The following is a 22,963-nucleotide window of genomic DNA, read 5'->3' as shown; positions in this document are numbered from 1 at the left end:
TCGCGCAGCTCGGTGTCGCTCTCGCGCACGCCCGCGCCGATGCCGCCGCCCAGCGCCACTTCGTCGCCGACGAACACCAGCTCGCCGCCCGACGCCTCGGCGATCGGGACGAGGTAGTCCTTGTCGGCGAACACCGCGTCGGCCTCGCCGTTGCGCACCGCGGCGACGGTCTCCTCGGGGGTGGCGAACTCGAGCAGCACCGCGTCGCCGGTGGCGACGTGCGCCGCCTGGATGGTCGCGGTCTGCGCGGCGACGACGCCGCCCTGCCAGTCGGCATCCTCGGAGGCGCCGAGATAGGCCGAGGCGGTCGGCGGGAAGTAGTCCTGGGTGAAGTCGATCACCTCGTCGCGCTCGTCGGTGATGCTCATGCCGGCGAGGATGACGTCGTAGTTGCCCGAGACGAGGTTGGGGATGATCGAATCCCAGTCGTTCATCACCCACTCGCAGGTCAGCTCGGCGCGCGCGCAGAGTTCGTTGCCGAGCTCGATCTCGAAGCCGGCGACCTCGCCGTCGTCGTCGATGAAGTTGTAGGGCGGGTAGGCGCCCTCGGTGCCGAGGCGCACCGTGTCCATCGCGTGCGATTCGGCGAAGGCGGCGCCGCCGGCGAGGGCGAGCGCGACGGCTGTGGTGAGAAGGGTCTTCATGCTGGGTGGTCTCCCGTTGGTCGTTTTCGTTGCGGCGGCCGGGTTCTCGGCCCGGCTCGCCGGGTCGAGCAGGGGGCTCACGCGGCCTGCCCGGCGCTGAGGAAGCCCCGCAACCTCTCGGATCGCGGAGCACCGAACAGCTGTTCGGGCGGGCCTTCTTCCTCGATGAGGCCCTTGTGCAGGAACACGACGTGATCGGACACGTCGCGCGCCATGGACATGTCGTGGGTGACGAGGACCATCGTGCGGCCCTCCTCGGCGAGCGCCTTGATGACCCGCACGACCTCCTGTTCGAGCTCGGGGTCGAGCGCCGAGGTCGGCTCGTCGAACAGCAGCGCCTTGGGCTCCATCGCCAGCGCCCGCGCGATCGCCGCGCGCTGCTGCTGCCCGCCCGACAGCTGGGCGGGGTAGACGTCGGCCTTGTCGCCGATGCCGACCTTCTCGAGGTACCCGCGCGCCGCCGCCTCGACCTCCGCGCGCTCGCGCTTGAGCACCGTCACCGGGGCCTCCATCACGTTCTGCAGGATGGTCATGTGGGCCCAGAGGTTGAACTGCTGGAACACCATCGACAGGTTCGTGCGGATGCGGATCATCTGCTTGCGGTCGGCCGGGTGGCGGTTCATCCCGCTGCCGCGCCACTTGACCGGCTCGCCGCAGAAGACGACGTCGCCCTGCTGGCTCTCCTCGAGCAGGTTGGCGCAGCGCAGGAGGGTCGACTTCCCCGACCCGGACGAGCCGATCAGCGACACGACATGCCCCGCCGGCGCGGTGATATCGACCCCCCGCAGCACCTCCAGCGAGCCGTAGCTCTTGTGGAGGTTGCGGATCTCGATCACCGGGGCGGTGTCACTCATGCGCTGCCCTGTCTCCTGCGTCGCGGGAAGTAGGGCGCAGCCGCGCTCAAAAATCAATACTGCCCCTGCGTTACCGGGCCGCCGGCTCCCGCCTGCGCGCGCGCAAGCCGCTTCATCTGGCCAGAAATATGCAATCCCGCCGGTCCAGCCGCCCCGAAGTCGGGCCCCTGGCGCCCCGCGACCCCCGAGCGATCGCCGCTAGACCTCCGAGGCCCGCACCGACTCCGGCGTCGGCACCGCCAGGTACGCCTCCGCCGGGATCGCCACCAGCCCCGCCAGCCCCAGCCGCTCCCGCGCCGCCGCGCCGAGATCCCCGACCGCTGCCGCGTAGGCCGCCGCGAGCGCCGCCGCGTCGCCCGCCGGGCCGGTGATGAGCGGCAGCCCCGGTGTCGGCGCGGTCCGCCCGACCTCGACCAGCCCCGCCGCCGCGGGCTCCCATCGCCGGGCGAGGCGCCAGCTCTGGGCGTCGATGGCGGCCAGGGCGGCGTCGCCGCGGGCGACCGCCCGGAGCGACGCGACATGGCCCCCGGTCTCGAGCACGTCGGCGAAGGCGAGGCCGTGCGTCGCGAGGTGCGTCACCGGCGCGGCCCAGCCCGAGTGCGAGCCGCGCGAGTTCGTGGCGAAGCGTGCCCGCGCCCAGGCCTCCGGGTCCCGCGTGGCGGCGTCGGGGCGCATCACGAGGACGGAGCGATAGTGGCCGGGCGGGCAGTCGGGGAGGGCGTAGTCGGGAGTGCCGACGAGCTGCACCCTGTCGTGCAGCAACGTCCGGTAGGGCAGGCCGCAGGTCTGCGACAGGACGAGGTCGGGCGCGCGCCAATGGGCGACCAGGTCATCCGGGGTGCCGAGACGGGCCGGCAGGTCGGGCAGCGCTGCGCGCATCAGCGCCCAGAGCCGCGCCTCGGCCTCGGCCGTCTCGGGCCGCGCGTACATCGGCAGCGCCGCGCGCGGCTCGGCGGTCACTTCTGGCGCGCCTCGACGCGCTGGCGGGCCATGGCGCTCTCGGGGTCGGAGACGCCGAGCAGCGGCGCGACCATCCGGATCAGCGCGTCCTCCTCCTCGTCGCGCACCCCGTCGGCGAGCACCACCTCCCAGAGCGCCTCGATCACCGCCTCGCGCTGATCGTAGGCCACGGCGTCCTTGATGGCGCGGGTGAAGCGCACCGTGTCGGGCGCCTCGCGCTCGAGCCGCTCGGCCTCGGCGCGCAGCTGCGCCGCCTCGACCGGGTTGAGCGCGTAGCGCGCGCTCAGGATGCGGTCGATGCGCGAGATCTCGGCGCTGTCGTAGTCGCCGTCGGACTTGGCCAGCCGCACCAGGAGCGCCGTCAGCGCCAGCCGGGCATCGGTGTCGGGGAGCGGGTCGGGCTCGGCGGCGGTCAGCCGCTTGAGGAGGTCTGCGAACATGGCGCTTTAACTAGGGCCGGAGGCGCTGGTTGGAAAGAGCGCCGAGAGCCGCGCGAGCTCGTCCTCGACGCCCCAGGGCGGATTGACCAGCACCAGCCCCGAACCGATCATCCCGTGCCCGGGCCGCGCGGGGGGGAAGCCGATCTCGTGCAGCCGCGCCTCGGGCAGCCGGGCGCGCACGTCGCGCACCATCGAAAGGTGCGCGCCGCTCACGAGACGCGGGTACCACAGCATCAGCACGCCCACCGGCCAGACCCGGTGCAGCCGCGCGAGCAGCCGGGGCATCTCGGCCCACTCGTCCTTCACCTCCCACGACGGATCGATCAGCATCAGTCCCCGGCGCGGGTCGGGCGGGCAGAGCGACAGCGCCAGCTCCGCCCCGTCGCGCCGGTGGACCCGCGCGCGCCGCCCGAGCAGCGCGTCGAGCGCCGCGTGCTCCCGGGGGTGCAGTTCGGCGAGGTGCAGCACGTCGCCCACCCGCAGCAGCGTCTCGGCGATCAGCGGCGAGCCGGGGTAGGCCGTCGCGCCATGCGCCGCGCGCACCGCGTCGAGGCAGTCGCGGTAGGGGTGGCCGGGCGGGAAGTCCGCCTCCCGGCGCGCGATGCCCTGCGCCGCCTCGCCGGTCTTCGCCGCCTCGGCCCCGTCGAGCCGGTAGAGGCCGCGGCCGGCGTGGGTCTCGATGTAGGTGATCGGCTTGGGCTTGGCCGTCATGTAGGCGAGCGCCGTGGCGAGGACCGCGTGCTTGTGCACATCGGCCATGTTCCCGGCGTGGTAGGCGTGCTGGTAGGAGAGCATGATGCAGCTCTGCCGCGCCCGCGAGAAGAAGACAAGCGCGGGCGGCGAATCGATTGGCCGGGCGCGGCCCCCGGGCTAGCGTCCGGTGACCGCACCCCCAATGCTGGACGACCACATGATTCGACCCCTCCTGACCGCCGCGACGGCGCTGGCCCTGCTGACCTCCACGAGCGCGGCCGCCCAGACGGGTCTGTCCTTCACCCTGCGCGGCGGCGTGGCGGCGAAGCCGGGGTATTTCGGCTCCGACGAACTGAGCTACGGGCCCGACCTGGCGGTGAGCAACCTGCAGGTCTCGCTCATGGGCCGCGACTTCGGCGGCGGCGCGCCGGGCTACGGCCTCGGCATGCGCGGCTCGTTCCGCTACATCCCCGAGCGCAGCGCCGACGAGTACGGCGAGCTCGCCGGCCTCGACGACGTCGACGCCAGCCTCGAGCTCGGCGCCGGGCTCGGCTACACCTCCTCCGCCTTCGAGGCCTTCGCCGACGTGCGCTACGGCGTGATCGGCCACGAGTCGCTCGTCGCGGAGGTGGGCGCCGACGCGGTGTTCCGCCCGCTCGGCGGGCTGACGATGAGCGTCGGGCCGCGGATGCTGTTCGGCAGCGAGCAATATTCCGACACCTACTTCGGGGTGAGCGCCGCCGAGTCCGCCGCCTCGGGCACCCTCGCCGCCTACGAGGCCGACGGCGGGCCGGTCTCCGCAGGTGTCGAGCTGGGCATGACCTACGACATCAATCAGGATTGGGGCGTCGACGGCGCGGTGCGCTACGACCGGTTCGTCGGCTCCGCCGCCGACAGCCCGATCGTCGAGCAAGGCTCCGACGAACAGCTGTCCCTGCGCATCGGCGTCACGCGCAACATCAGCCTCGGATTCTAGGGGCGCGCGTGCCGGGCTGAAGCCCGGCCTACGATACGGCGCCCCGTAGGCCGGGCTTCAGCCCGGCCCCCCCTCCTGCGCCGCCACCCCCCCCATCGTCCGCCCCCATCCGCATTCTTTTGACTCCCCCGCACCAATGCGGACATAAACGCCCGGCAGTCCGGATCCTGGGGAGGAGGGGATGGCGAAGCGTGTTCTCCTCATCGAGGACGAGCCCAACATCATCGAGGCGATCTGCTTCATCCTGTCGCGCGACGGGTGGACGGTCCACACCCACGCCGACGGGACCACCGCGCTCGAGCGGCTCGCGGCCTACCCGCCCGACGTCGTGATCCTCGACGTGATGCTGCCCGGGCGCAGCGGCTACGACATCCTGCAGGACGTGCGCCACAGCCCGCAGCTGCGCCACCTGCCGGTGCTGATGCTCACCGCGCGCGGGCAGGCCAAGGACCGCGAGCTCGCCGAGCGGCTCGGGGTCGACCACTTCATGACCAAGCCCTTCTCCAACGCCGAGGTGCTCGAGCGGGTGCGGGCGCTGGCGGGGCCATGAGCGGCGCGCCGCGGGGGCCGGTGTTCCTGGCGCGCGAGACCTACGGCCGCCGCCGCCTGCGCGACCTGGCGCGGATGCTGCCGCTCTTCGGCGCCGTCCTCATCCTGCTGCCCCTGCTGCGCGGCGCCGACCCGGCCGCGCGCACCGGGGGCGTGCTGATCTACCTGTTCGTCCTCTGGGCGCTCCTGGTGGCCGTCGCCGCGCTGCTGTCGCGCCGGCTCGCCGACGAGAGCCCGCCGCGCGACGGCGCCGACTGATGGTGTCGTTCAACCTGCTCGTCGCCGTCGCGCTGGCCTACGTGGCGTTCCTGTTCCTGATCGCCTTCGCCGCCGAACGCCGTGCCGAGCAGGGCCGCGACGCGTGGATGCGCTCGTCGACGATCTACACCCTGTCGCTGTCGATCTACTGCACAGCCTGGACCTTCTACGGCGCGGTCGGCTACGCCGCGCGCTCGGGGCTGGAGTACCTGACGATCTACCTCGGCCCTACGCTGGTGATGGTCGGCTGGTGGTGGGTGCTGCGCAAGCTGGTGCGGATCGGGCGCACCCACCGGATCACCTCGATCGCCGACCTGATCTCCTCGCGCTTCGGCAAGTCGACGGCGCTCGGGGTGATCGTGACCCTGCTCGCGGTGGTCGGCACGACGCCCTACATCGCGCTCCAGCTGCAATCGGTCACCTTCTCCTTCTCGGTCTTCGCCGAGGCCGCGGGCCGCGAGTGGCAGGGCACGGAGCTGACCGTGGCGGGGCTGTGGGTCGCCGCGGGGCTGGCGATCTTCACCATCCTGTTCGGCACCCGCAACCTCGACGCCAACGAGCGCCACCACGGCATCGTCATCGCCATCGCCGTCGAGGCCGTCGTCAAGCTCTGCGCGCTGCTCGCGGTCGGCATCTTCGTCGTCTGGGGCCTCGCCGGCGGCGTGCGCGAGACGCTGGCGCTGATCGACGCCTCCCCCATCGCCGCGTGGAAGCCCTCGGGCAGCCGCTGGGTGGCGTTGACCTTCGTGTCGGCGGCCGCGATCATCTGCCTGCCGCGGATGTTCCAGGTGCTGGTGGTGGAGAACAGCGACGAGCGCCACCTCGGCACCGCCTCCTGGGCCTTCCCGCTCTACCTGTTCGCGATGAGCCTGTTCGTGGTGCCGATCGCCGTCGTCGGGCTCGACCGGCTGCCGGCGGGCGCCAACCCCGATCTTTTCGTGCTGACCCTGCCGCTGGCGGAGCGGCGCGAGGGGCTGGCGATGCTGTCCTTCCTCGGCGGGCTGTCCTCGGCGACCTCGATGGTCATCGTCGCCACCATCGCGCTGGCCACCATGGTCTCCAACCACATCGTCGTCCCCGCGTGGCTGTCGGCGCGCTCGGACGGCGCGATGGTGTCGGGCGACGTGCGCCGGGTGGTCGTGATGGCGCGGCGGCTGTCGATCCTCGGCGTGCTGGCGCTGGGCTACCTCTACTTCCGCCTGTCGGGCGGCGGCGCGGCGCTGGCGGCGATCGGGCTGATCTCCTTCACCGGGCTGGTGCAGGTGCTGCCGGCGCTGATCGGCGGCATCTTCTGGCGCGGCGCGACCCGCTGGGGCGCGGCGGCGGGGCTGCTCACCGGCTTCGCCGTCTGGGCGTGGACGCTGTTCCTGCCAAGCTTCGGCGAGGGCAACCTGATGAGCGCCACGCTCATGGCGCAGGGCCCCTTCGGCATCGGCTGGCTGCGCCCCTACGGACTGCTCGGGCTGACGACGCTCGACCCGGTGGTGCACGCGATCCTGTGGTCCCTGCTGCTCAACGGCGCGGTGTTCTTCCTCGCCTCCATCCTCACCTTCCCGACCCCGCTCGAGCGGCTGCAGGGGGCGCAGTTCGTCAACGTCTTCGAACACTCCCCCGGCCCGCGCGCCTGGTCGACGCGCTCGGCAGGGGCGGAGGACCTGCTGGTGATGTCGCAGCGCATCATCGGCGCGAGCGAGGCGCAGGCGCTGTTCCAGCGCGCCGCGCGGCGGCAGGGCAAGGAGGGCTACCTGCCCGACGTGACGCCCGCCTTCGTGGAGGCGCTCGAGCGCGAGCTCTCCGGCTCGGTCGGCGCGGCGACGGCGCACGCGATGATCGGGCAGATCACCGAGGGCGCGTCGGTCTCCGTCGAGGACCTGATCGCGGTCGCCGACGAGGCGGCGCAGATCATGGAATACTCCGCTCGTCTCGAGGAAAAGAGCCGCGAGCAGGAGCGCACCGCCCGCGCCCTGCGCGAGGCCAACGCCAAGCTGACGGCGCTGTCGATCCAGAAGGACGCCTTCCTCTCCCAGATCAGCCACGAGCTGCGCACGCCGATGACGTCGATCCGCTCGTTCTCCGAGCTGCTGCGCGACGGCGGGATCGGCCCGGAGGGGCAGGCGCGCTATGCCGGGATCATCCACGACGAGGCGCTGCGCCTGACCCGGCTGCTCGACGACCTGCTCGACCTCGCGGTGCTGGAGAACGGGCAGGTGACGCTGAACCGGCAGGAGGGGCGGCTCTCCGACCTGCTCGACCGCGCCATCGCCGCCGCCGGGGCCGAGGGCCTCGCCGTCCGGCGCAACCGCGCGCGCGAGGCGGCCGTGGCGCTGGAGACCGATCTCGACCGGCTCGCGCAGGTGTTCATCAACCTGATCGCCAATGTCGGCAAGTACTGTGCCGCCCCGCGCCCGGAGCTGCGCATCGAGGTGCTGGAGGTGGGCGGGCGCACCGCCGTCGACTTCATCGACAACGGCTCTGGCATCGCGCCCGAGGACACGGAGCTGATCTTCGAGAAGTTCTCGCGCCTGACCGACCAGGGCACGGCGGGCGGCGCGGGGCTGGGGCTCGCGATCTGCCGCGAGATCATGGCGCGGCTCGGCGGCGCGATCGGCTATCAGCCGGGCCGCGGCGGCGCGGCGTTCCGCGTGACGCTGCCGGCCCGCGAGGCGCTCGCCGCGGAGTGACGTTAGCTTTACCGTAAGGGTGGTGCGCTACTCTCGCCGCGAGTCAGAGAGCGGACGGGGCCAGGATGCAGGCTGAGGACGACAGATCGGTGCTCGCCCGCAAGGCGCGCGTCGGTGGCGAGGCGGCGGCGTCCGGCGTCGTCACCCCGGCGCGTGCGCTGCGGCTGGCGTTCGCGCGCGCGGTCGAGCGGGTGGCGGGCGCGCAGGTCGCGGTGGTCGCGGTGAGCGAGGCCGCGCTGGTGCTCGACGAGGTCGTCGCCCGGCTCGGCACGGACGATCTCGTGCTCGCGCTGGCGGGGGCGGAGGGCGTCTCGGGGCTGGCGGCGCTCGATCCCGAGCTGCGCAGCGCGCTCGTGGAGTGCCAGACGACGGGGGCCGTCTCGCCCGAGCCCGCGCCCGAGCGGCCCGTCTCCGTCGCCGACGCGGCGCTGACGCGTCCGGTGGTCGACGCCTTCCTCGAGGAGCTCCTCGCCGCCGCCGCGCCCACCGCCCTCGCCGGATGGGGCGAGGGCGTCGCCACGGCCGGCCGGCTCGACGGGGCGCGGGGCGCGGGGCTGTCGCTGGCGGAAGCGGGCTATCGGCTCGTCGCGCTGACGGTCGATCTCGGCGCCGGCACGCGCGAGGGGCGGCTGCTGGTCGCGCTCCCGGCCCGGGAGGCGCCCGCGCCCACCGCGTCGGACTGGTCCGGACAGTTCGCCAGGGCGGTGCAGGCGGCTCCGGCCGAGCTGCGCGCGGTGCTGCACCGCTTCGAGCTGCCGCTCGAGCGGGCCGAGGCGCTGGCGCCGGGGCAGGTGCTGCCGCTCGAGGGCGTGACGGTCGCCTCGGTGCGGCTCGAAGGGGCGGAGCGGGCGCTCGTCGGCCATGCCCGCCTCGGCCAGTCGGCCGGGCTCAAGGCGATCCGCCTCGGCCCCCCGCCGCGCCCCGAGCTGACCGAGCGCAGCCCCGCGCTGCCGCCAGCCGGGGCCGACGACCGGACACAGCCGGAGGCCGGCGCCGAGGCGTGGCCGCAGGTCGGGGAGGGGCCGGGGGAAGACCCATGGCCCGCGCCCGGGGCCGCCGAGCAATGGCAGGAGCCGGGGCCGGCACCGGCGCAGACGGAGGCGGAGGCGGAGCAATGGGCGCAGGAGGCCGCGTCGTGGCCAACCGACGGGCCGGAGGCGCAGCCGCATTGGGACGAGGATCCGGGCGCGCGGGCCTACGCGCCCACCGGCGAGGAGGGGGAAGGGATGCCCTGACGGATCAGCTGCCCGCGAGCGACTCGAGCTGCGGGCGGATGCGGTTGAGGTCGTAGCCCTGCCGGGCGGCGGTGGCGATGATGTCGTCGGTGTCGCGCGTGCCGTCCTTGGCCTGCACGAGGCCCCAGAGGATCGTGCAGCGGTTGCCCGTCGCGCAATAGGCGAAGACCTTGCCGTCGTCCGCCTTCATCGCCTGCGCCTGCAGGTCGACGAGGTCGAAGGAGAAGGCGGCGTGCGAGAACGGGATCTCCGCGAACTTCAGCCCCGCCGCCTCGGCCGCCCTGCGCACCGGCTCGGCACGCACCTCGTCGGCGACTTCCTCGTCGGGGCGGTTGCAGATGATCGTCGTAAAGCCGCGCGCCTTGAGGTCGGCGATGTCGTCGGGGGTGATCTGGCCGCTCACGGCGTAGGAGTCCGTTATCTGCGTGTAGTCCATCCTGTCCTCCTGTCGCCCGCCCGCGCTAGATCGGTCTCGCGGCGCAGAATAGACGGGGCACGGCCCGATGCAACCGCTCCCGGTGCAACAGGTTCCCCCGTTTCGCCCAGCCCCGCTTGCCCCGGCGCGCCCCGAGGCGACAGAATGGGCGCGGGACGACGGCCAAGGGGGCAGGGATGGGCAATTCGGTCAAGATCCGGATCACGGAGGGTGTCGCGCATATCGCGCTGGCGCAGCCGCCGACGAACCCGCTCCGCCCCGAGCTGCGCGCCGACCTCGCCGCGGCGCTCTCGCAGGCCGAGGCCGACCCGGAGGTCACCGCGATCGTGCTGTCGGGCGAGGGCAACGGGCTCTCGGCGGGGAGCGACCTGCGCGAGCTCGACACCGCCCCAGACGTGCCCGGCGTCGCCGCGCTCTGCCGACGCATCGAGGACGGCCCCAAGCCCGTCGTCGCCGCGCTCCACGGCACCACCATCGGCTCCGGCGCCGAGCTCGCGCTCGCGGCCCACGTCCGGCTGATGGAGCCCGACGCGCGCCTGAGCCTGCCCGAGATCAGCCTTGGCCTCGTCCCCGGCGCGGGCGCGACCCAGCGGCTGCCGCGCCTCGTCGGCGCCGCGCTGGCGCTCGACATGCTGCTCGAGCCACGCGTCCTCTCCGGCCATGCGGCGCGCGAGGCGGGGCTGGTCGACGGCGTCGTCGTCGGCCACCTCGCGACCGGCGCCCACACGCTCGCCCGCGCCCTCGGCGCCGGGGCGCGCGAATGGCAGCCGGTCCGCACCCGGCGCGACAGGCTCGCCGACAGCGCCGGCTACTTCGCCGCCATCGCCGCGCGGCGCGAGGCGCTCGCCGGGCACCGCATCCACGCCGCCGGGCGCATCGTCGATTGCGTCGAGGCGGCGCTGCTGCTGCCGTTCGACAGCGGCCTCGCCTTCGAGGAGGCGGCGCGCCAGGACTGCCTCGCCGACTCACAGCATGTCGCCCTGCGCCACCTCTACCTCGCCGAGCGCCGCGTTCCGGCGCGGCTGCTGTCCTCGACGACCGGGCGGCGCACGATCAGCGAGCCTGCCGGAACCGAAGTGCTCGCGCGGCTGCGCCACGTGCTCGGCGGCGCGGTGCAGGCGCTCGCCGCGCAGGGCCACGGCGCCGACGAGATCGGCAACGCGATGACGGTCTACGGCTTCTCGCAGCGCCCCGAGGCCCCCGTCGCCGCCACGGCGGGCCCGGACGACGAGATGATCCTGCGCCGGCTGATCGCGGCGCTGATGGCGGAGGGCGGGCGGCTGGTGGAGGACCGGCTCGTCGACCGCGCCAGCGACGTCGACGTGCTCGCGGTCCACGGCCTCGGCTTCCCGCGCTGGCACGGCGGCCCGATGCGCGCGGCCCAGACAATGGGTCTGCTGAAGCTCAAGCGGCAGATGGAGACGTGGGCCGAGGACAGCGCGATCTGGGCGCCGCCGCGGCTCCTGGTGCAGGCGATCAAGTTCGCCGGCGGGTTCGACCAGGTGGTCGTGGTGCCGAGCGCCGCCTGAGCGGCGCCCGGCCCCCTGGATCAGCCGGCGCTGGCGGCCGCCGGGTCCTTCTTGTCGTCGGCGTAGATCATCAGCGGCGTGGCGTCGGGGCCGACGGCCTCCTCGTTGACGACCACCTCGTTGACGCTGTCCATGCCCGGCAGGTCGAACATCGTGTCGAGCAGGATGTCTTCCATGATCGAGCGCAGGCCGCGGGCGCCGGTCTTGCGCTCGATGGCGCGTTTGGCGATGGCCTTCATGGCGTCGTCGGTGAAGGTCAGCTTGGTGTCCTCGAGGTCGAACAGCCGCTGGTACTGCTTGACCAGCGCGTTCTTGGGCTGGGTCAGGATCGTGACCAGGGCCTCCTCGTCGAGGTCCTCGAGCGTCGCGATGACCGGCAGGCGGCCGACGAATTCGGGGATCAGGCCGAACTTCAGCAGGTCTTCCGGCTCGAGCGACTTGAACACCTCGCCCACGCCCCGCTCCTCGACATCGCGAACGTCGGCGCCGAAGCCCATGGCCGAGCCCTTGCCGCGCTGGGCGATGATCTTGTCCAGCCCGGCGAAGGCGCCGCCGCAGATGAACAGGATGTTGGTGGTGTCGACCTGCAGGAATTCCTGCTGCGGATGCTTGCGCCCGCCCTGCGGCGGCACGGAGGCGACAGTGCCTTCCATGATCTTCAGCAGCGCCTGCTGCACGCCCTCGCCCGAGACGTCGCGGGTGATCGAGGGGTTGTCGGACTTGCGGGTAATCTTATCGACCTCGTCGATGTAGACGATGCCGCGCTGGGCGCGCTCGACGTTGTACTCGCTGGCCTGGAGCAGCTTGAGGATGATGTTCTCGACATCCTCGCCCACGTAGCCGGCCTCGGTGAGGGTGGTCGCGTCGGCCATGGTGAAGGGCACGTCGAGGATGCGCGCGAGCGTCTGCGCCAGCAGCGTCTTGCCGCAGCCGGTGGGGCCGATCAGCAGGATGTTGGACTTGGCCAGCTCGATGTCCGACTTGTCGGCGTGATTGAGGCGCTTGTAGTGGTTGTGCACCGCGACGGAGAGCACGCGCTTGGCATGCATCTGGCCGATGACGTAGTCGTCGAGCACCTCGCAGATCTCGCGCGGGGTGGGGACGCCGTCGGACGATTTGAGGCCGGAGGTTTTCGTCTCCTCGCGGATGATGTCCATGCACAATTCGACGCATTCATCGCAGATGAACACGGTCGGACCGGCGATCAGCTTGCGGACCTCGTGCTGGCTCTTGCCGCAAAAACTGCAATAGAGCGTGTTCTTGCTGTCGCTGCCTGACGCGTTCGCCATGGTGAAATTCCCTTACGGATTGCCGTGCGGACTGCCCTTGGAGGTACCCTAGGACAGCCCGAAAGGCGCTACAACGCGAAATTCGTCGCGGTTTTGTTACGCGGTTTCTATGCCCCGGCGCCCGGTGCGCCGGCACGGTTTTCGAAGATTTCGTCGATCAGGCCCCAGTCCTTGGCCTCCTCGGGCGACATGAAGTTGTCGCGCTCGAGGGCGGCTTCGACCTTCTTGAGGGTCTGGCCGGTGTGCTTGACGTAGATCTCGTTGAGGCGGCGCTTGAGCTTCAGCGTCTCCTCGGCGTGGATCATGATGTCGGTCGCCTGGCCCTGGTAGCCGCCGGAGGGCTGGTGGACCATGATGCGGCTGTTGGGCAGCGACAGGCGCATGCCCTTCTCGCCGCCGGCGAGCAGCAGCGAGCCCATCGACGCGGCCTGGCCGATGACGAGGGTGGAGACGGGCGGCTTGATGTACTGCATCGTGTCGTAGATCGACAGGCCGGAGGTGACGACACCGCCGGGGCTGTTGATGTACATCGAGATCTCTTTCTTCGGATTCTCCGCCTCGAGGTGGATGAGCTGCGCCACGATGAGCGAGGCCATGCCGTCGTGGACGGGCCCGTTGAGGAAGATGATCCGCTCCTTGAGCAGGCGCGAGAAGATGTCGTAGGCGCGTTCGCCGCGGGACGTCTGTTCGACGACCATGGGAACGAGGTTCATGTACGTTTCGATCGGGTCATGCATCGCGCGGCCTGCCTCTTTGTGCGTCTTGTACGTCGAAAAGCTTCACGGAGTCTTAGTGGGGCCGCGAAGGGGCTTCAAGCGAATGGCGCCGGGCGGGGCGCTTGACTCGAATCGTAAGCCGTGTCTAACGGTAAGTCGTGACTGACCGACCTTCAACCCCCGCCGCGCCCGACATCTTCGCCGCGCTCGCCGATCCGACCCGCCGCGCCATCGTGGAGGCGCTGCGCGCCGGGCCGCAGCCGGTGGGGGTGCTCGCGGGCGGCCTGCCGGTGTCGCGGCCGGCGGTGTCGCAGCATCTCAAGGTGCTGACCGACGCCGGCCTCGCCCGCGCCACCGCGCGCGGCAACCGCCGCTACTATTCCCTCGCGCCCGAGGGTGTCGAAAGCCTGCGGCGCTACCTAGATACGTTGTGGGACGACGCGCTGGCGGCTTTCGCGCGCGCGGCGGACGAAAAAGCCGAAGCGAAAGCGAGGGAGTAGCCGTCATGCAGCCGATCACCAAGAGCCTCACCGTGCCGCTGCCGCCCGCCGAGGCGTTCCGGCTGTTCACCGAAGGGCTGGCGAGCTGGTGGCCGGTGGAGCGGCACTCGCGCTCGGCCGGGCAGGGCGCGCGTCCGGCGGCGCTCGAGGTCGAGCCGGGGGAGGGCGGGCGCATCGTCGAGACCACCGCCGACGGGCGCCGCGCGGTCTGGGGCGAGATCACTCGCTGGGACGAGGGCCGTGCCCTCGGCGTCGACTGGCGCCTCGGCGATGACGAGGACTCCGCCGCCGCGCCGACGCGCCTGCTGGTGCTGTTCGCCCCGGTCCCGGAGGGCACCCGCGTCGATCTGACCCACGGCGGCTTCACCCGGCGCGCGGCCAACGAGACCTGCGGCCCGGCGCTTGCCGCCGCCTGAGGTCAGGTGCCCGTCAGCTCGGCGGGGATGTCGTCGAACGACGCGTAGTTGAGCGAATAGAGCTTCGCGTAGAGCCCGTCCTTGCGCATCAGCGCGTCGTGGCTGCCCTCCTCGATCTTCTCGCCCTGCTGGAGCACGATGATCCGGTCGGCGTTGCGGATCGTCGCGAGCCGGTGGGCGATGACGAGGCCCGTGCGCCCCTCGAGCAGCCGTTGCAGCGCCTTCTGGATCAGCATCTCGGTGTAGCTGTCGATGTTGGCCGTGGCCTCGTCGAGCACGAGGATGCGGGCGTCGGCCACCAGCGCGCGGGCGAAGCTGAGCAGCTGGCGCTGGCCGAGGCTGAGGTTGCCGCCGCGCTCGTCGAGGACGGTGTCGTAGCCCTGCGGCAGCCGCTCGATGAAGTCGTGCGCGCCGACCGCCTCGGCGGCCTCGCGCACCGCGTCGTCGCTGGCCCAGTGGGTCGAGTAGCGGATGTTCTCCATCACCGTGCCGGTGAACAGGTAGGGCTCTTGCAGCACCATCGCGATGTGCCGGCCGAGGCTCTCCTGCGTCACGTCGCGCACGTCGCGCCCGCCGACCAGCACCGCGCCCTGCTGGACATCGTAGAAACGGTGTACCAGCGCCATCGCCGACGACTTGCCCGAGCCGGTGGGCCCGACGAGGGCGACGGTCTCGCCGGACTTCACCTTGAAGCTGACGTTCTTCAGGATCGGGTGCTCGGGATTGTAGCCGAAGGTGACGTCCTGGAACTCGACGCCGGCATCATCCTCGGGCGTCAGCGGCACGGCTCCGGGCTTGTCCTCGACGTCGACGGCCACGTCGAGCACCTCGGTCAGCCGGTGGCCCGAGGCCATCGCGCGCTGCATCACCGAATATTGCATCGTCAGCGAGCGGATCGGATCGAAGAAACGCTGGATGTAGAACAGGAACGCGACCATCACGCCCACGTCGATGCGCGTCGAGACGACCATCGAGCCGCCGACCACGATGACCAGCGCCATGGCGATGCCGGTCAGGGTGTCGACGATGGGCACCATGATCTGCGCCATCCGCGAGGCGCGCAGGTGGGCGCGGTAGTTGCGGTCGACGAGCTCGCCGTAGAGCTTCTGGTTGAGCCCGGCGCGGTCCATTCCCTGCACCGCGCGCACCCCGTGGATCGCCTCGGCGAGCGCGCCGTTGGTGACCGAGTTGGCCTCGTGGGCGGCGAGGAAGGCGGCGCGGGCGCGCTTGATCCAGAGCACCCGGACGACGAGCAGGATCGGCAGCACCGTCAGAACCAGCAGCCCGAGCTGCCAGTCGAGCCACAGCATCACCGCGACGATGCCGACCAGCAGCATGATGTCGCCCACCGAGAGCACCGACGTTTCGAGGAACTCCTGCATCGAGTTCACGTCGCCCTGGAGCCGGCTCATGAGCCGGCCGACCTCGGTCTTGTCCATGAACGACAGCGACACCTTCTGGAGATGCGAGAACATCTTGCGGCGGATGTCGAACAGCACGTTCTCGGCCATCCGTCCGGTCACCGCCTCCTGCACCCAGCTCGCGGCGTAGTTGATCGCGATCACCACCGCGAATACCGCGATGATCCCCGCCAGCACGCCGCCGTCGACGCCGCCGGGGGCCATGCCGTGGTCGATCGCGTAGCGCACGATGAGCGGGATCGACAGCTGCGTCGCGGTGAAGGTCAGCACCGCGGCGACGGCGAGCGCGACGCGTCGCTTGTAGGGCCGCACGAACTCCCAGATCCGGCTGACGACCTTGCCGTCGAAGACCCGGCCGAACATCTCCTCCTCGATCCGGTGCGAGCCGACCACCGCGCGCATCCGCGGGCGGCCGTCGTCGTGGGGGTCGCGCACTTCGGCGGTGTTCATGGTCATGTCGCGGCCTCTTCCATCTCGTCGAGCACGTCGCCCTCGGGGCGCATCTGCAGGTCGTGCAGCGCCTTGTAGCGGCCGCCGAGCGCGAGCAGCTCCTCGTGGGTGCCCTGCTCGACGACCCGGCCCTCCTCGAGGAACAGGATCCGGTCGGCGTGCATCAGGCTGTTGAGCCGGTGCGCCACGATCAGCGTCACCCGGTCGGCGGCGTAGCCGCGCAGGGCGGAGCGGATGCGGCTCTCGGTGCCGGCGTCGATGGCGGCGGTCGAATCGTCGAAGATCAGCACCGCCGGCTCGAGCATCAGCGTGCGCGCGATCGACAGCCGCTGGCGCTGCCCGCCCGACAGCGACACGCCGCGCTCGCCGACCACCGTCTCGTAGCCGCGCGGCAGGCCGAGCACGTAATCGTGCAGCTGCGCGCTCTCGCTGACGCCCCGGATCCGGCGGTCGCGGGCGTAGGGGTCGCCGTAGGCGATGTTGTTCTCGATGGTCGTGGTGAACAGGAAGCTGTCCTGCTGCACCACCGCCACCGCGTGGCGCAGCGACGACAGGGTGACGTCGCGGATGTCCTGCCCGTCGATGCTGATCGAGCCGGAGGTGGCGTCGTAGTAGCGCGGGATCAGGTGCATCAGCGTCGTCTTGCCCGAGCCGGGCGGGCCGACGATGCCGATCGTCTCGCCGCGCCGGGCGGTGAGGCTGACATCGGTGACGGCGGTACGCCCGTCGCTGCCGGCGTAGGCGAACGACACGTTGTCGAGCCGCAGCGTCCCTTCCGTCACCTCGAGATCGCGCGCGCCGGGCTTGTCGTCGACCTCGACGGGCATGTCGAGCAGCGCGAACAGCCGCGCGCCGCAGGTCGAGGCGCGGGCGTAGGCGTTGACCATCAGCCCGAGCTGGCGCACCGGCATCTGCAGGATGGTCATGAAGGTCAGGAACGTCGCCAGCGTGCCCACGGTGATCTCCCCCGCCGCCACCTGCCGCCCGCCGACCCAGAGCACGAGACCCATTGCCGCGAAGAAGGCCAGCGTCATCGCCGAGGTGTTCTTCACCCGGATGCTCACCCGGTCGTGCGACAGCGCCAGCGCCTCGGCGGAGGCGGCGTCGAACTTGCCGAGCTCGTGGCGCGACGAGGCGAAGGCGCGCACCACGCGGATGCCGGCGAGGTTCTCCTCCATCACCCGGCTCAGGATCGCCAGCCGCTCCTGCAGCACCAGCCAGGTCCGCCGCAGGGTCAGCTGCATCGCCGAGGAGCGCCACGCCGCGAACGGCACGAACGACAGCGCCAGCAGGCCCAGCAGCGGGTCGGTCGTGATCAGCATCCAGGCGCCGATCCCGATCAGCAGCGTCAGCAGCACCGTGCGTACGAGCGCGGTCGAGAAGTACATGCGCACGCCCTCCAGATCGAGCATCCCCACGGTGATGAGGTCGCCCGAATGGGTGCGGTCGTGGAACGAGAAGGGCAGGCGCTGGATCTTGTCGTAGACGGCGAGGCGCAGGTCGTGAGCGAGCGCGTGCCCGACGGATTCGGCGGTGTAGTTCTGCGCCATGGTGAACAGCCCGCGCGCGACGCTCACCGCGAACAGCGTCAGCGCGATGGCGACGAGCGAGGCCCGGCCGGCGGCGTCGTCGCCGGCGAGGATCAGCGTCTCGTCGACGGCGCGGCCGAACAGCACCGGGATCGACAGCTGCGCGGCGACGGCGAACAGCGTCGAGACCAGCGCGACGGCAACGCGGCCGGGATAGCCCAGCGTCATGCGGGTGATGCGCACCAGCGCGCTGAAGCCCTGGCCCGGGTCCGTGCCGGCGGTGCGGCGGAACAGTCGTTGCGAAGGGTCGCCGGCCTCGCCGGCGGTGACGTCGGTTGTCTGGGTCATCGGAAATGTGCCGTCCTGGAGCGCGCGCACGAGGCAGCCCCGGTTCGGCCGGGCGGCGCGCATGCAAGGGATCTATCGCCCGCGGTTTGGGACCACAAGGCCGCGGCTGCCTCCGGGGGCAGCGGTCCGGCCTATGCTCGGGATAGGGAAAACCGAAGTCGGGTGCGGCGGGTTGGCCATTCAGGCGACGGCCGGACAATAGAGACCCGGCGAGTAGTTTGTGCGGCCGCCGGCGGAGTTTGCATATTTCCGGCCAGATGAAGGGAGGCGCGGCGCCTGGGGCGGCCGCGACCTGCACTGATCGAACCTAGTCGAGGCGGACGGCCTGTTCGGTGGCGATGCTCTCCTCGGCGGCCAGGACGATGCGCAGGGAATTGACGGCGGCCTCCATCGAGTCGGTCAGGTCGAGGTCTTCGCGGATCGCGCGCAGGAAGAAGGCCTGCTCGCGGTCGCACAGCTCCTGGTGGCCCGGCTCGTCCTCCATCGACAGGACCTCGTCTTCGCGCACGAATTCATGCGCCTCGTCGACCTCGGCATAATGCACCCGGATCGCGTCGGTGCGGGTGTGCTTGTCGATGTCGGCGCTGCTCGACAGCTGCGAGGCGGCGCTGCGGGGGGTGTCGTCGGGCACCAGGCTGACCGAGCCGCGCGGGCCGATCACGTCCTTCACGAAGTAGGCCGTCTCCGACATCATCGGGCCCCAGCCCGCCTCGTACCAGCCGACGGAGCCGTCGTCGAAGGTGACGTGCAGGTGGCCGTAATTGTCGCGCTCCGTCGCCTCCCAGAGCGGCGCGCCGATGCCGTGGACCCGCACCGGCTTCGCGCCGGTGAGCTGGCACATGACGTCGACGTAGTGCACGCCGCAATCCACGATCGGCGTCAGGCTCTCCATCAGCCGCCGATGCCCCTCCCAGGCGGCGCCCGAGCTCTGCTGGTTGAGGTTGAGGCGCATCACCAGCGGCTTGCCCATGCCGCGCCCGAGCTCGATGAAGCGCATCCACGACGGGTGGACCCGCAGGATGTAGCCGAGCACCAGCTTGCGCTCCGTCTCGCGCGCCTTGGCGACGACGGCGGCGGCGTCGCGGTTGCTGGTGGCGATGGGCTTTTCCATGAAGACGTGCGCGCCGGCCTCCATGGCGCGGATCGCGTAGGCGGCGTGGGTGTCGGGCCAGGTGTTGATCGAAACCGCGTCGGGGCGGGTCTCGGCCAGGGCTGCCTCGTAGTCGTCGAACAGCGGGTAGGCGTTCAGCTCGGAGGGGACCGGCTTCTGGCGGATCGAGCGGGCGCAGAGGCCGACGATCTCGAAGCCCTCGTTGCGGTGGTAGGCCGAGGCATGGGACGCGCCCATGTTGCCGAGCCCGACGACGAGGATACGGACGGGGTCACTCATGCTGGTCTCACTCCCTTGCTGACCGCTCTGACCATAGCGGGCGGAGCGCGCAAGGGAACAGCGCCGGCCGCTCAGCCGGCGGCTTCGGCGCCCGTCGGGTCGGCAAAGCGGGCGCGGACGCGGGCGCTGAGCGCGTCGTCGATGGCGATTCGCGCCGTGTGGCCCTTCATCTTCCACGACCCATCGTCGCGGCGCAGGCGGTTGCGCTTGCGCTCGAGCGAGCCGGCCTCGCGCATCTTCGCGATCGCCGGCGTCAGGTCGCGCCCGCCGAGGAAGCGGCCGACCTCGAGGATCGCCGCCTCGTTGTCCTCGGAGAGGCGCTCCATGGGCATCACCAGCACGTTGCCGGCCCCGAAGGCGGCGCGCAGCAGGCGGGCGACGTGGTCGTAGTGCAGCCAGCTCTCCTGCTCGGAGAGCTCAGAGGAATTGCACATCGCCTCGACGCGGCGCTCGAAATCCTCCTGGCTGAAATCCTCGCGAAGCTTCGCCGTCTCGGCGTAGCGGGAGGGCAGCCACTCTTCGGGCGTGCGAGTGCCGAACATCACCTTCGTCTCGGGGCTGCCGAGCGCGCGCACCAGCGCCTGCAGCCGCTCGATGACCAGCTCCGGCCCGGGGCCGGTGCCCTCCCAGATGTCGAGCGGCATCATCGACATGTTCTCGTTCGTGATGAGCATGTCGTCGATGCCCTCGGCGCGGGCCCGGTCGCGCAGCTGGCCGATGTTGGTGACGAGCCGGCCGAGCCGCTCGCCGTTGTTCTGGTCGCCGTCGTGGCAGTAGATCTTGAGCGGCTCGATGATCCCGTTCGCGACCTCCTGCTTGCGGTGCACGAGAACGAGGTCCTCGACGTGCGGGAAGACGACGGCCTGCCAGAACGAGGTGGCGGTCTTGGGAAGTCCGATGTGGAGGTACAGGGTCATGGAGCGCGCGCCTCTTGTCTGGTCGGCCCTCCCTTTAGGCGCTGCGCGGGCCGATGGAAAGCCGCCGGCGCACGCCGGCGGGCGGCCCGTGTCAGGCGGGCAGCACCACGTCGCGGCCGCCGATGCGCACCACTTCTAGCGGCGTGTCGTAGAGCCGGGAGAGGGCGGTGGCGGTGAGGGTCTCGGTGCGGGGGCCGGCGGCGTGCAGGCGGCCGTTCTTGAGGGTGACGCAGCGGTCGGCGTAGCGGGCGGCCATGGCGAGGTCGTGCAGCACGATCACGACGCTGCGCGCCGTCGCGCCGGGGCGGGTTAGGGCGTGAAGCCGGTCCATGATGTCGCGCGCGTAGCGCGGATCGAGCGCGGCGAGCGGTTCGTCGAGCAGCATCCACGGCGTCGACTGGGCGTAGGCCATGGCCACGGCGGCGCGCTGGTACTGCCCGCCCGAGAGGGTATCGACCTGCTGCTCGGCGACGGCTTGGAGATCGAACGCGGCGAGCGCCTCGGCGACGGCGGCGTGATCGGCCGGGCCGGGGCGGCCGTGGTGGTGCGGCCAGCGGCCGAAGCCGACGAGCTCGCGCACGCTGAGCCGGGGCAGGGCGGCCGGGCTCTGGGACAGCAGCGCCAACAGGCGGGCGCGGACCGGTTCGGGCGCGGTTGGAATGTCGGTGCCGTCGAGCCGGACCGTCCCGGCGGCGGGGCGGACGAGGCCGGCGATGGCGTGCAGCAGCGTCGACTTGCCGGCACCGTTGGGGCCGATCAGCGCGGTGATGCCGCCCGCGGGCAGGCGCAGCGACAGGTCGTGCAGAACCGGCGTGCCGCGGTGGGCGACGGTGAGGCGGTCGATCTCGATCATGCGGGGCGTCTCCGGAGGACGAGGGCGAGGAAGAGCAGGCCGCCGGCGAATTCGACGATCACCGCGAGGGTCGACTGCATCCCGAGCAGCCGCTCGAACAGGGTCTGACCGGCGACCAGGATCAGCGCACCGGTGAGCGCGGCGGCGGGGAGCAGGCGGGCGTGGGCGTCGGTGCCGACGGCGGCGCGGGCGAGGGCGGCGGCGAGCAGGCCGAGGAAGGTGATCGGCCCGACCAGCGCCGTCGCCACCGAGACCATCGCCGCGACCAGCCCCAGCGCGGCGAGTACGAGCCGGTCGTGGGCGAGCCCGAGGGTGCGCGCCCGGACCCGGCCGAGCGCGGCGACGTCGAGCGCCGGGGCCAGTCGCAGCGCGCCCGCCAGCGCGGCGGCGAGGACGAGCGCGGCGATGGCGAGCTGGCCGGGATCGACCGCGCCGAAGGTGGCGAAGGAGGCGGCCTGCACGATCGCGAACTCGCTCGGCTCGAGGACGCGCTGGGCGAAGCCCGCGAGCCCGCGCAGCAGCACTCCGAGGATGACGCCGGTGAGGATCATCCGCACCACGTCGTCGGCCCCGCGCCGCAGCAGGGCCCCGAACAGCGCCATCGCCGCGCCCATCAGGCAGGCGGTCTCGGCGAGGAAGCTCGCCATCCCCGGAAGCGCCGCGTAGCCGACGCCGCCGAGCGCCAGCACCAGCGCCGTCTGGAGGAACACGAACAGCGCGTCGAAGCCGACGATGCCGGGTGTGAGCAGGCGGTTGGCGGCCACGGTCTGGAACAGCACCGTCGCCGCGCCGGTGGCCGCGCCCACCAGCAGCAGCGCGCCGAGCTTCGCCGCGCGCAGCGACAGGATGAAGCCCGCCGGCGCGCGCAGCTGCCACAGCAGGAACAGCGCGACCAGCCCGCCGAGGCCGAGCGCGAGCAGGGCGAGGCGGCGCTCAGCCACGGCGCGGCGCCGCGTGGAGCAGCCACAGGAACAGCCCGGCGCCGACCACGGCGAAGACGGTGCCCGCCGGGATCTCGTAGGGGTGGCGCACCAGCCGTCCGACGAGGTCGGCGGCCAGCACCATCAGCGCCCCGAGGCCCGCCACGAGGGGCAGGTTGGCGCGCAGGTTGTCGCCGCGCCAGCGCGAGACGATGTTGGGCACGACGAGGCCGACGAAGGGCAGGCTGCCCACGGTGACCACCACCACCGACACCGTGAGCGCCACGATGGCGAGGCCGAGCGCGAGGGTCTGGCGGTAGTTTAGCCCGAGGCTGCGGGCCTGCGCCTCGCCGAGACCGAGCAGGGTGAGCCGGTCGGCGGCGGCGTAGAGCGCGAGGCCGAGGGCGGCGACCAGCCAGAGCAGCTCGTAGCGCCCGCGCAGCACGCCGGAGAATTCGCCCGACTGCCAGACGCCGAGATACTGCACGAGGTCGGTGACCCAGGCGAGGTAGAGCGCCACCGCGCCGAGGATGCCGCCGTAGATCAGGCCGACCAGCGGCAGCAGCATCGGGTCGTGGCGCGGCACGCGGCGGGCGAGCAGCAGGAATCCCGCGGTGCCCGCCATCGCCGCGGCGGCGGCGGCGCTCATCTTGACCAGCAGCGCCGCGCCGGGCGCGAGGAGCGTGACTCCCAGCAGCCCCAGCATCGCCGCCTCGGGGGTGCCGGTGAGGCCCGGCTCCACGAGGCGGTTCTGCACCGTCAGCTGGACCACCACCCCCGCCAGCGCCAGCCCGGCCCCCGCCAGCAGCGCCGCGAGCGTGCGCGGCAGCCGGCTCACCGCGAGCAGCAGGCCCGCGTCGAGATCGCCCCGCAGCAGGTCGGCGGCCCCGATGGCGAGGCTGGCCCCGGCCAGCAGCAACAGGCCGGCCGGGAGCAGGAGGGCAGGGCGGGCGATCATC

At 71.9% G+C, this 22,963-nt stretch carries 23 protein-coding genes; 8 read left to right on the top strand and 15 right to left on the bottom strand.

The features are described from left to right. The 5 genes from OG2516_RS05000 to rlmJ all read right to left on the bottom strand — a co-directional run. The coding region (locus tag OG2516_RS05000) for a transporter substrate-binding domain-containing protein (protein ID WP_007254540.1) at positions 1–644 on the bottom strand (644 nt) is incomplete at its 3' end. A 77-nt stretch (positions 645–721) separates the two neighbouring features. After that, positions 722–1,498 carry an ABC transporter ATP-binding protein gene (locus OG2516_RS04995; protein WP_007254538.1) on the bottom strand — a complete coding sequence of 259 codons (777 nt, stop codon included), beginning with the start codon at positions 1,496–1,498 and terminating at the stop codon, positions 722–724. Between the two features lie 198 nt (positions 1,499–1,696). Next, positions 1,697–2,458, bottom strand: coding sequence for a phosphate/phosphite/phosphonate ABC transporter substrate-binding protein (locus OG2516_RS04990; protein WP_007254537.1), 762 nt, complete (start codon positions 2,456–2,458; stop codon positions 1,697–1,699). Further along, positions 2,455–2,898, bottom strand: coding sequence for a tellurite resistance TerB family protein (locus OG2516_RS04985; protein ID WP_007254536.1), 444 nt, complete (start codon positions 2,896–2,898; stop codon positions 2,455–2,457). Before OG2516_RS04985 ends, OG2516_RS04990 begins: the two co-directional genes overlap by 4 nt. A 6-nt stretch (positions 2,899–2,904) precedes the next feature. Further along, positions 2,905–3,693: a 23S rRNA (adenine(2030)-N(6))-methyltransferase RlmJ gene (gene rlmJ / locus OG2516_RS04980; protein WP_007254535.1), complete on the bottom strand. Its 789-nt coding sequence runs from the start codon at positions 3,691–3,693 to the stop codon at positions 2,905–2,907. A gap of 115 nt (positions 3,694–3,808) precedes the next feature. On the opposite strand from rlmJ, the gene OG2516_RS04975 reads away from it, so the two are divergent. From OG2516_RS04975 to OG2516_RS04955, 5 genes are all read left to right on the top strand, one after another. Beyond that, on the top strand, positions 3,809–4,567 hold the full coding sequence (locus OG2516_RS04975; protein WP_040615521.1) for a MipA/OmpV family protein: 759 nt from the start codon (positions 3,809–3,811) through the stop codon (positions 4,565–4,567). A gap of 181 nt (positions 4,568–4,748) precedes the next feature. Next, positions 4,749–5,117: a response regulator transcription factor gene (locus OG2516_RS04970; RefSeq protein ID WP_007254533.1), complete on the top strand. Its 369-nt coding sequence runs from the start codon at positions 4,749–4,751 to the stop codon at positions 5,115–5,117. Next, positions 5,114–5,374 carry a hypothetical protein gene (locus OG2516_RS04965; RefSeq protein WP_007254532.1) on the top strand — a complete coding sequence of 87 codons (261 nt, stop codon included), beginning with the start codon at positions 5,114–5,116 and terminating at the stop codon, positions 5,372–5,374. Before OG2516_RS04970 ends, OG2516_RS04965 begins: the two co-directional genes overlap by 4 nt. Continuing rightward, entirely contained in the window at positions 5,374–8,055 is a 2,682-nt protein-coding gene (locus OG2516_RS04960) for an ATP-binding protein (RefSeq protein ID WP_007254531.1), read from the top strand. The genes OG2516_RS04965 and OG2516_RS04960 overlap by 1 nt, the downstream gene beginning before the upstream one ends. A 65-nt stretch (positions 8,056–8,120) precedes the next feature. Next, the gene (locus OG2516_RS04955; protein ID WP_050769113.1) at positions 8,121–9,290 is read left to right on the top strand and encodes a FliM/FliN family flagellar motor C-terminal domain-containing protein; all 1,170 of its coding nucleotides are present in this window, start codon (positions 8,121–8,123) and stop codon (positions 9,288–9,290) included. Positions 9,291–9,294: 4 nt separating this feature from the next. On the opposite strand, the gene OG2516_RS04950 is transcribed toward OG2516_RS04955, so the two are convergent. Beyond that, positions 9,295–9,726 carry a protein tyrosine phosphatase family protein gene (locus OG2516_RS04950; protein ID WP_007254529.1) on the bottom strand — a complete coding sequence of 144 codons (432 nt, stop codon included), beginning with the start codon at positions 9,724–9,726 and terminating at the stop codon, positions 9,295–9,297. 176 nt (positions 9,727–9,902) lie between these two features. Here OG2516_RS04950 and OG2516_RS04945 point away from each other — a divergent pair, with 176 nt between their 5' ends. Then, positions 9,903–11,255, top strand: coding sequence for an enoyl-CoA hydratase/isomerase family protein (locus tag OG2516_RS04945; RefSeq protein WP_007254528.1), 1,353 nt, complete (start codon positions 9,903–9,905; stop codon positions 11,253–11,255). Between the two features lie 20 nt (positions 11,256–11,275). On the opposite strand, the gene clpX is transcribed toward OG2516_RS04945, so the two are convergent. Both clpX and OG2516_RS04935 read right to left on the bottom strand, forming a co-directional pair. Continuing rightward, positions 11,276–12,544 (bottom strand): ATP-dependent Clp protease ATP-binding subunit ClpX, encoded by a 1,269-nt coding sequence (clpX, locus tag OG2516_RS04940; RefSeq protein ID WP_007254527.1) that lies wholly within the window; start codon positions 12,542–12,544, stop codon positions 11,276–11,278. A 107-nt stretch (positions 12,545–12,651) separates the two neighbouring features. Further along, positions 12,652–13,281, bottom strand: coding sequence for an ATP-dependent Clp protease proteolytic subunit (locus OG2516_RS04935; RefSeq protein WP_007254526.1), 630 nt, complete (start codon positions 13,279–13,281; stop codon positions 12,652–12,654). Positions 13,282–13,418: 137 nt separating this feature from the next. Between OG2516_RS04935 and OG2516_RS04930 the strand changes: the two genes are divergently transcribed. Continuing rightward, the gene (locus OG2516_RS04930) at positions 13,419–13,760 is read left to right on the top strand and encodes an ArsR/SmtB family transcription factor (RefSeq protein ID WP_007254525.1); all 342 of its coding nucleotides are present in this window, start codon (positions 13,419–13,421) and stop codon (positions 13,758–13,760) included. 5 nt (positions 13,761–13,765) lie between these two features. Further along, positions 13,766–14,176 (top strand): SRPBCC domain-containing protein, encoded by a 411-nt coding sequence (locus OG2516_RS04925; RefSeq protein WP_007254524.1) that lies wholly within the window; start codon positions 13,766–13,768, stop codon positions 14,174–14,176. A 2-nt stretch (positions 14,177–14,178) separates the two neighbouring features. Here the strand turns inward: OG2516_RS04925 and OG2516_RS04920 are convergent, their stop codons facing one another. The 7 genes from OG2516_RS04920 to OG2516_RS04890 form a co-directional block, all read right to left on the bottom strand. After that, entirely contained in the window at positions 14,179–16,053 is a 1,875-nt protein-coding gene (locus OG2516_RS04920) for an ABC transporter ATP-binding protein (RefSeq protein WP_007254523.1), read from the bottom strand. Then, positions 16,050–17,924: an ABC transporter ATP-binding protein gene (locus OG2516_RS04915; RefSeq protein ID WP_040615511.1), complete on the bottom strand. Its 1,875-nt coding sequence runs from the start codon at positions 17,922–17,924 to the stop codon at positions 16,050–16,052. Before OG2516_RS04915 ends, OG2516_RS04920 begins: the two co-directional genes overlap by 4 nt. Positions 17,925–18,231: 307 nt before the next feature. Continuing rightward, complete coding sequence (locus OG2516_RS04910) at positions 18,232–19,314, bottom strand: Gfo/Idh/MocA family protein (RefSeq protein ID WP_007254521.1); 1,083 nt, start codon at positions 19,312–19,314, stop codon at positions 18,232–18,234. 71 nt (positions 19,315–19,385) lie between these two features. Beyond that, the gene (locus OG2516_RS04905) at positions 19,386–20,231 is read right to left on the bottom strand and encodes a sulfotransferase domain-containing protein (RefSeq protein ID WP_007254520.1); all 846 of its coding nucleotides are present in this window, start codon (positions 20,229–20,231) and stop codon (positions 19,386–19,388) included. A gap of 91 nt (positions 20,232–20,322) precedes the next feature. Then, positions 20,323–21,084 (bottom strand): ATP-binding cassette domain-containing protein, encoded by a 762-nt coding sequence (locus OG2516_RS04900; protein ID WP_007254519.1) that lies wholly within the window; start codon positions 21,082–21,084, stop codon positions 20,323–20,325. Further along, a complete protein-coding gene (locus OG2516_RS04895; RefSeq protein ID WP_007254518.1) occupies positions 21,081–22,025 on the bottom strand; it encodes an iron chelate uptake ABC transporter family permease subunit in 945 nt (314 codons plus the stop codon). Before OG2516_RS04895 ends, OG2516_RS04900 begins: the two co-directional genes overlap by 4 nt. Continuing rightward, positions 22,018–22,962, bottom strand: a complete 945-nt coding sequence (locus tag OG2516_RS04890) for an iron chelate uptake ABC transporter family permease subunit (protein WP_007254517.1) — start codon at positions 22,960–22,962, stop codon at positions 22,018–22,020. The genes OG2516_RS04895 and OG2516_RS04890 overlap by 8 nt, the downstream gene beginning before the upstream one ends. Position 22,963 lies beyond the last annotated feature (1 nt).

Source organism: Oceanicola granulosus HTCC2516, assembly GCF_000153305.1.
In the GTDB taxonomy this organism is placed as follows: domain Bacteria; phylum Pseudomonadota; class Alphaproteobacteria; order Rhodobacterales; family Rhodobacteraceae; genus Oceanicola; species Oceanicola granulosus.
This window is presented reverse-complemented; position numbering and strand designations above follow the sequence as displayed.

Bases quoted from the DNA above. Each gene is read 5' to 3' on its own strand.
- OG2516_RS04995 (WP_007254538.1), bottom strand. From the start codon at position 1,498: ATGAGTGACACCGCCCCGGTGATCGAGATCCGCAACCTCCACAAGAGC.
- OG2516_RS04985 (WP_007254536.1), bottom strand. From the start codon at position 2,898: ATGTTCGCAGACCTCCTCAAGCGGCTGACCGCCGCCGAGCCCGACCCG.
- rlmJ (WP_007254535.1), bottom strand. From the start codon at position 3,693: ATGCTCTCCTACCAGCACGCCTACCACGCCGGGAACATGGCCGATGTG.
- OG2516_RS04975 (WP_040615521.1), top strand. From the start codon at position 3,809: ATGATTCGACCCCTCCTGACCGCCGCGACGGCGCTGGCCCTGCTGACC.
- OG2516_RS04970 (WP_007254533.1), top strand. From the start codon at position 4,749: ATGGCGAAGCGTGTTCTCCTCATCGAGGACGAGCCCAACATCATCGAG.
- OG2516_RS04965 (WP_007254532.1), top strand. From the start codon at position 5,114: ATGAGCGGCGCGCCGCGGGGGCCGGTGTTCCTGGCGCGCGAGACCTAC.
- OG2516_RS04960 (WP_007254531.1), top strand. From the start codon at position 5,374: ATGGTGTCGTTCAACCTGCTCGTCGCCGTCGCGCTGGCCTACGTGGCG.
- OG2516_RS04955 (WP_050769113.1), top strand. From the start codon at position 8,121: ATGCAGGCTGAGGACGACAGATCGGTGCTCGCCCGCAAGGCGCGCGTC.
- OG2516_RS04950 (WP_007254529.1), bottom strand. From the start codon at position 9,726: ATGGACTACACGCAGATAACGGACTCCTACGCCGTGAGCGGCCAGATC.
- OG2516_RS04945 (WP_007254528.1), top strand. From the start codon at position 9,903: ATGGGCAATTCGGTCAAGATCCGGATCACGGAGGGTGTCGCGCATATC.
- clpX (WP_007254527.1), bottom strand. From the start codon at position 12,544: ATGGCGAACGCGTCAGGCAGCGACAGCAAGAACACGCTCTATTGCAGT.
- OG2516_RS04935 (WP_007254526.1), bottom strand. From the start codon at position 13,281: ATGCATGACCCGATCGAAACGTACATGAACCTCGTTCCCATGGTCGTC.
- OG2516_RS04925 (WP_007254524.1), top strand. From the start codon at position 13,766: ATGCAGCCGATCACCAAGAGCCTCACCGTGCCGCTGCCGCCCGCCGAG.
- OG2516_RS04920 (WP_007254523.1), bottom strand. From the start codon at position 16,053: ATGACCATGAACACCGCCGAAGTGCGCGACCCCCACGACGACGGCCGC.
- OG2516_RS04915 (WP_040615511.1), bottom strand. From the start codon at position 17,924: ATGACCCAGACAACCGACGTCACCGCCGGCGAGGCCGGCGACCCTTCG.
- OG2516_RS04910 (WP_007254521.1), bottom strand. From the start codon at position 19,314: ATGAGTGACCCCGTCCGTATCCTCGTCGTCGGGCTCGGCAACATGGGC.
- OG2516_RS04905 (WP_007254520.1), bottom strand. From the start codon at position 20,231: ATGACCCTGTACCTCCACATCGGACTTCCCAAGACCGCCACCTCGTTC.
- OG2516_RS04900 (WP_007254519.1), bottom strand. From the start codon at position 21,084: ATGATCGAGATCGACCGCCTCACCGTCGCCCACCGCGGCACGCCGGTT.
- OG2516_RS04890 (WP_007254517.1), bottom strand. From the start codon at position 22,962: ATGATCGCCCGCCCTGCCCTCCTGCTCCCGGCCGGCCTGTTGCTGCTG.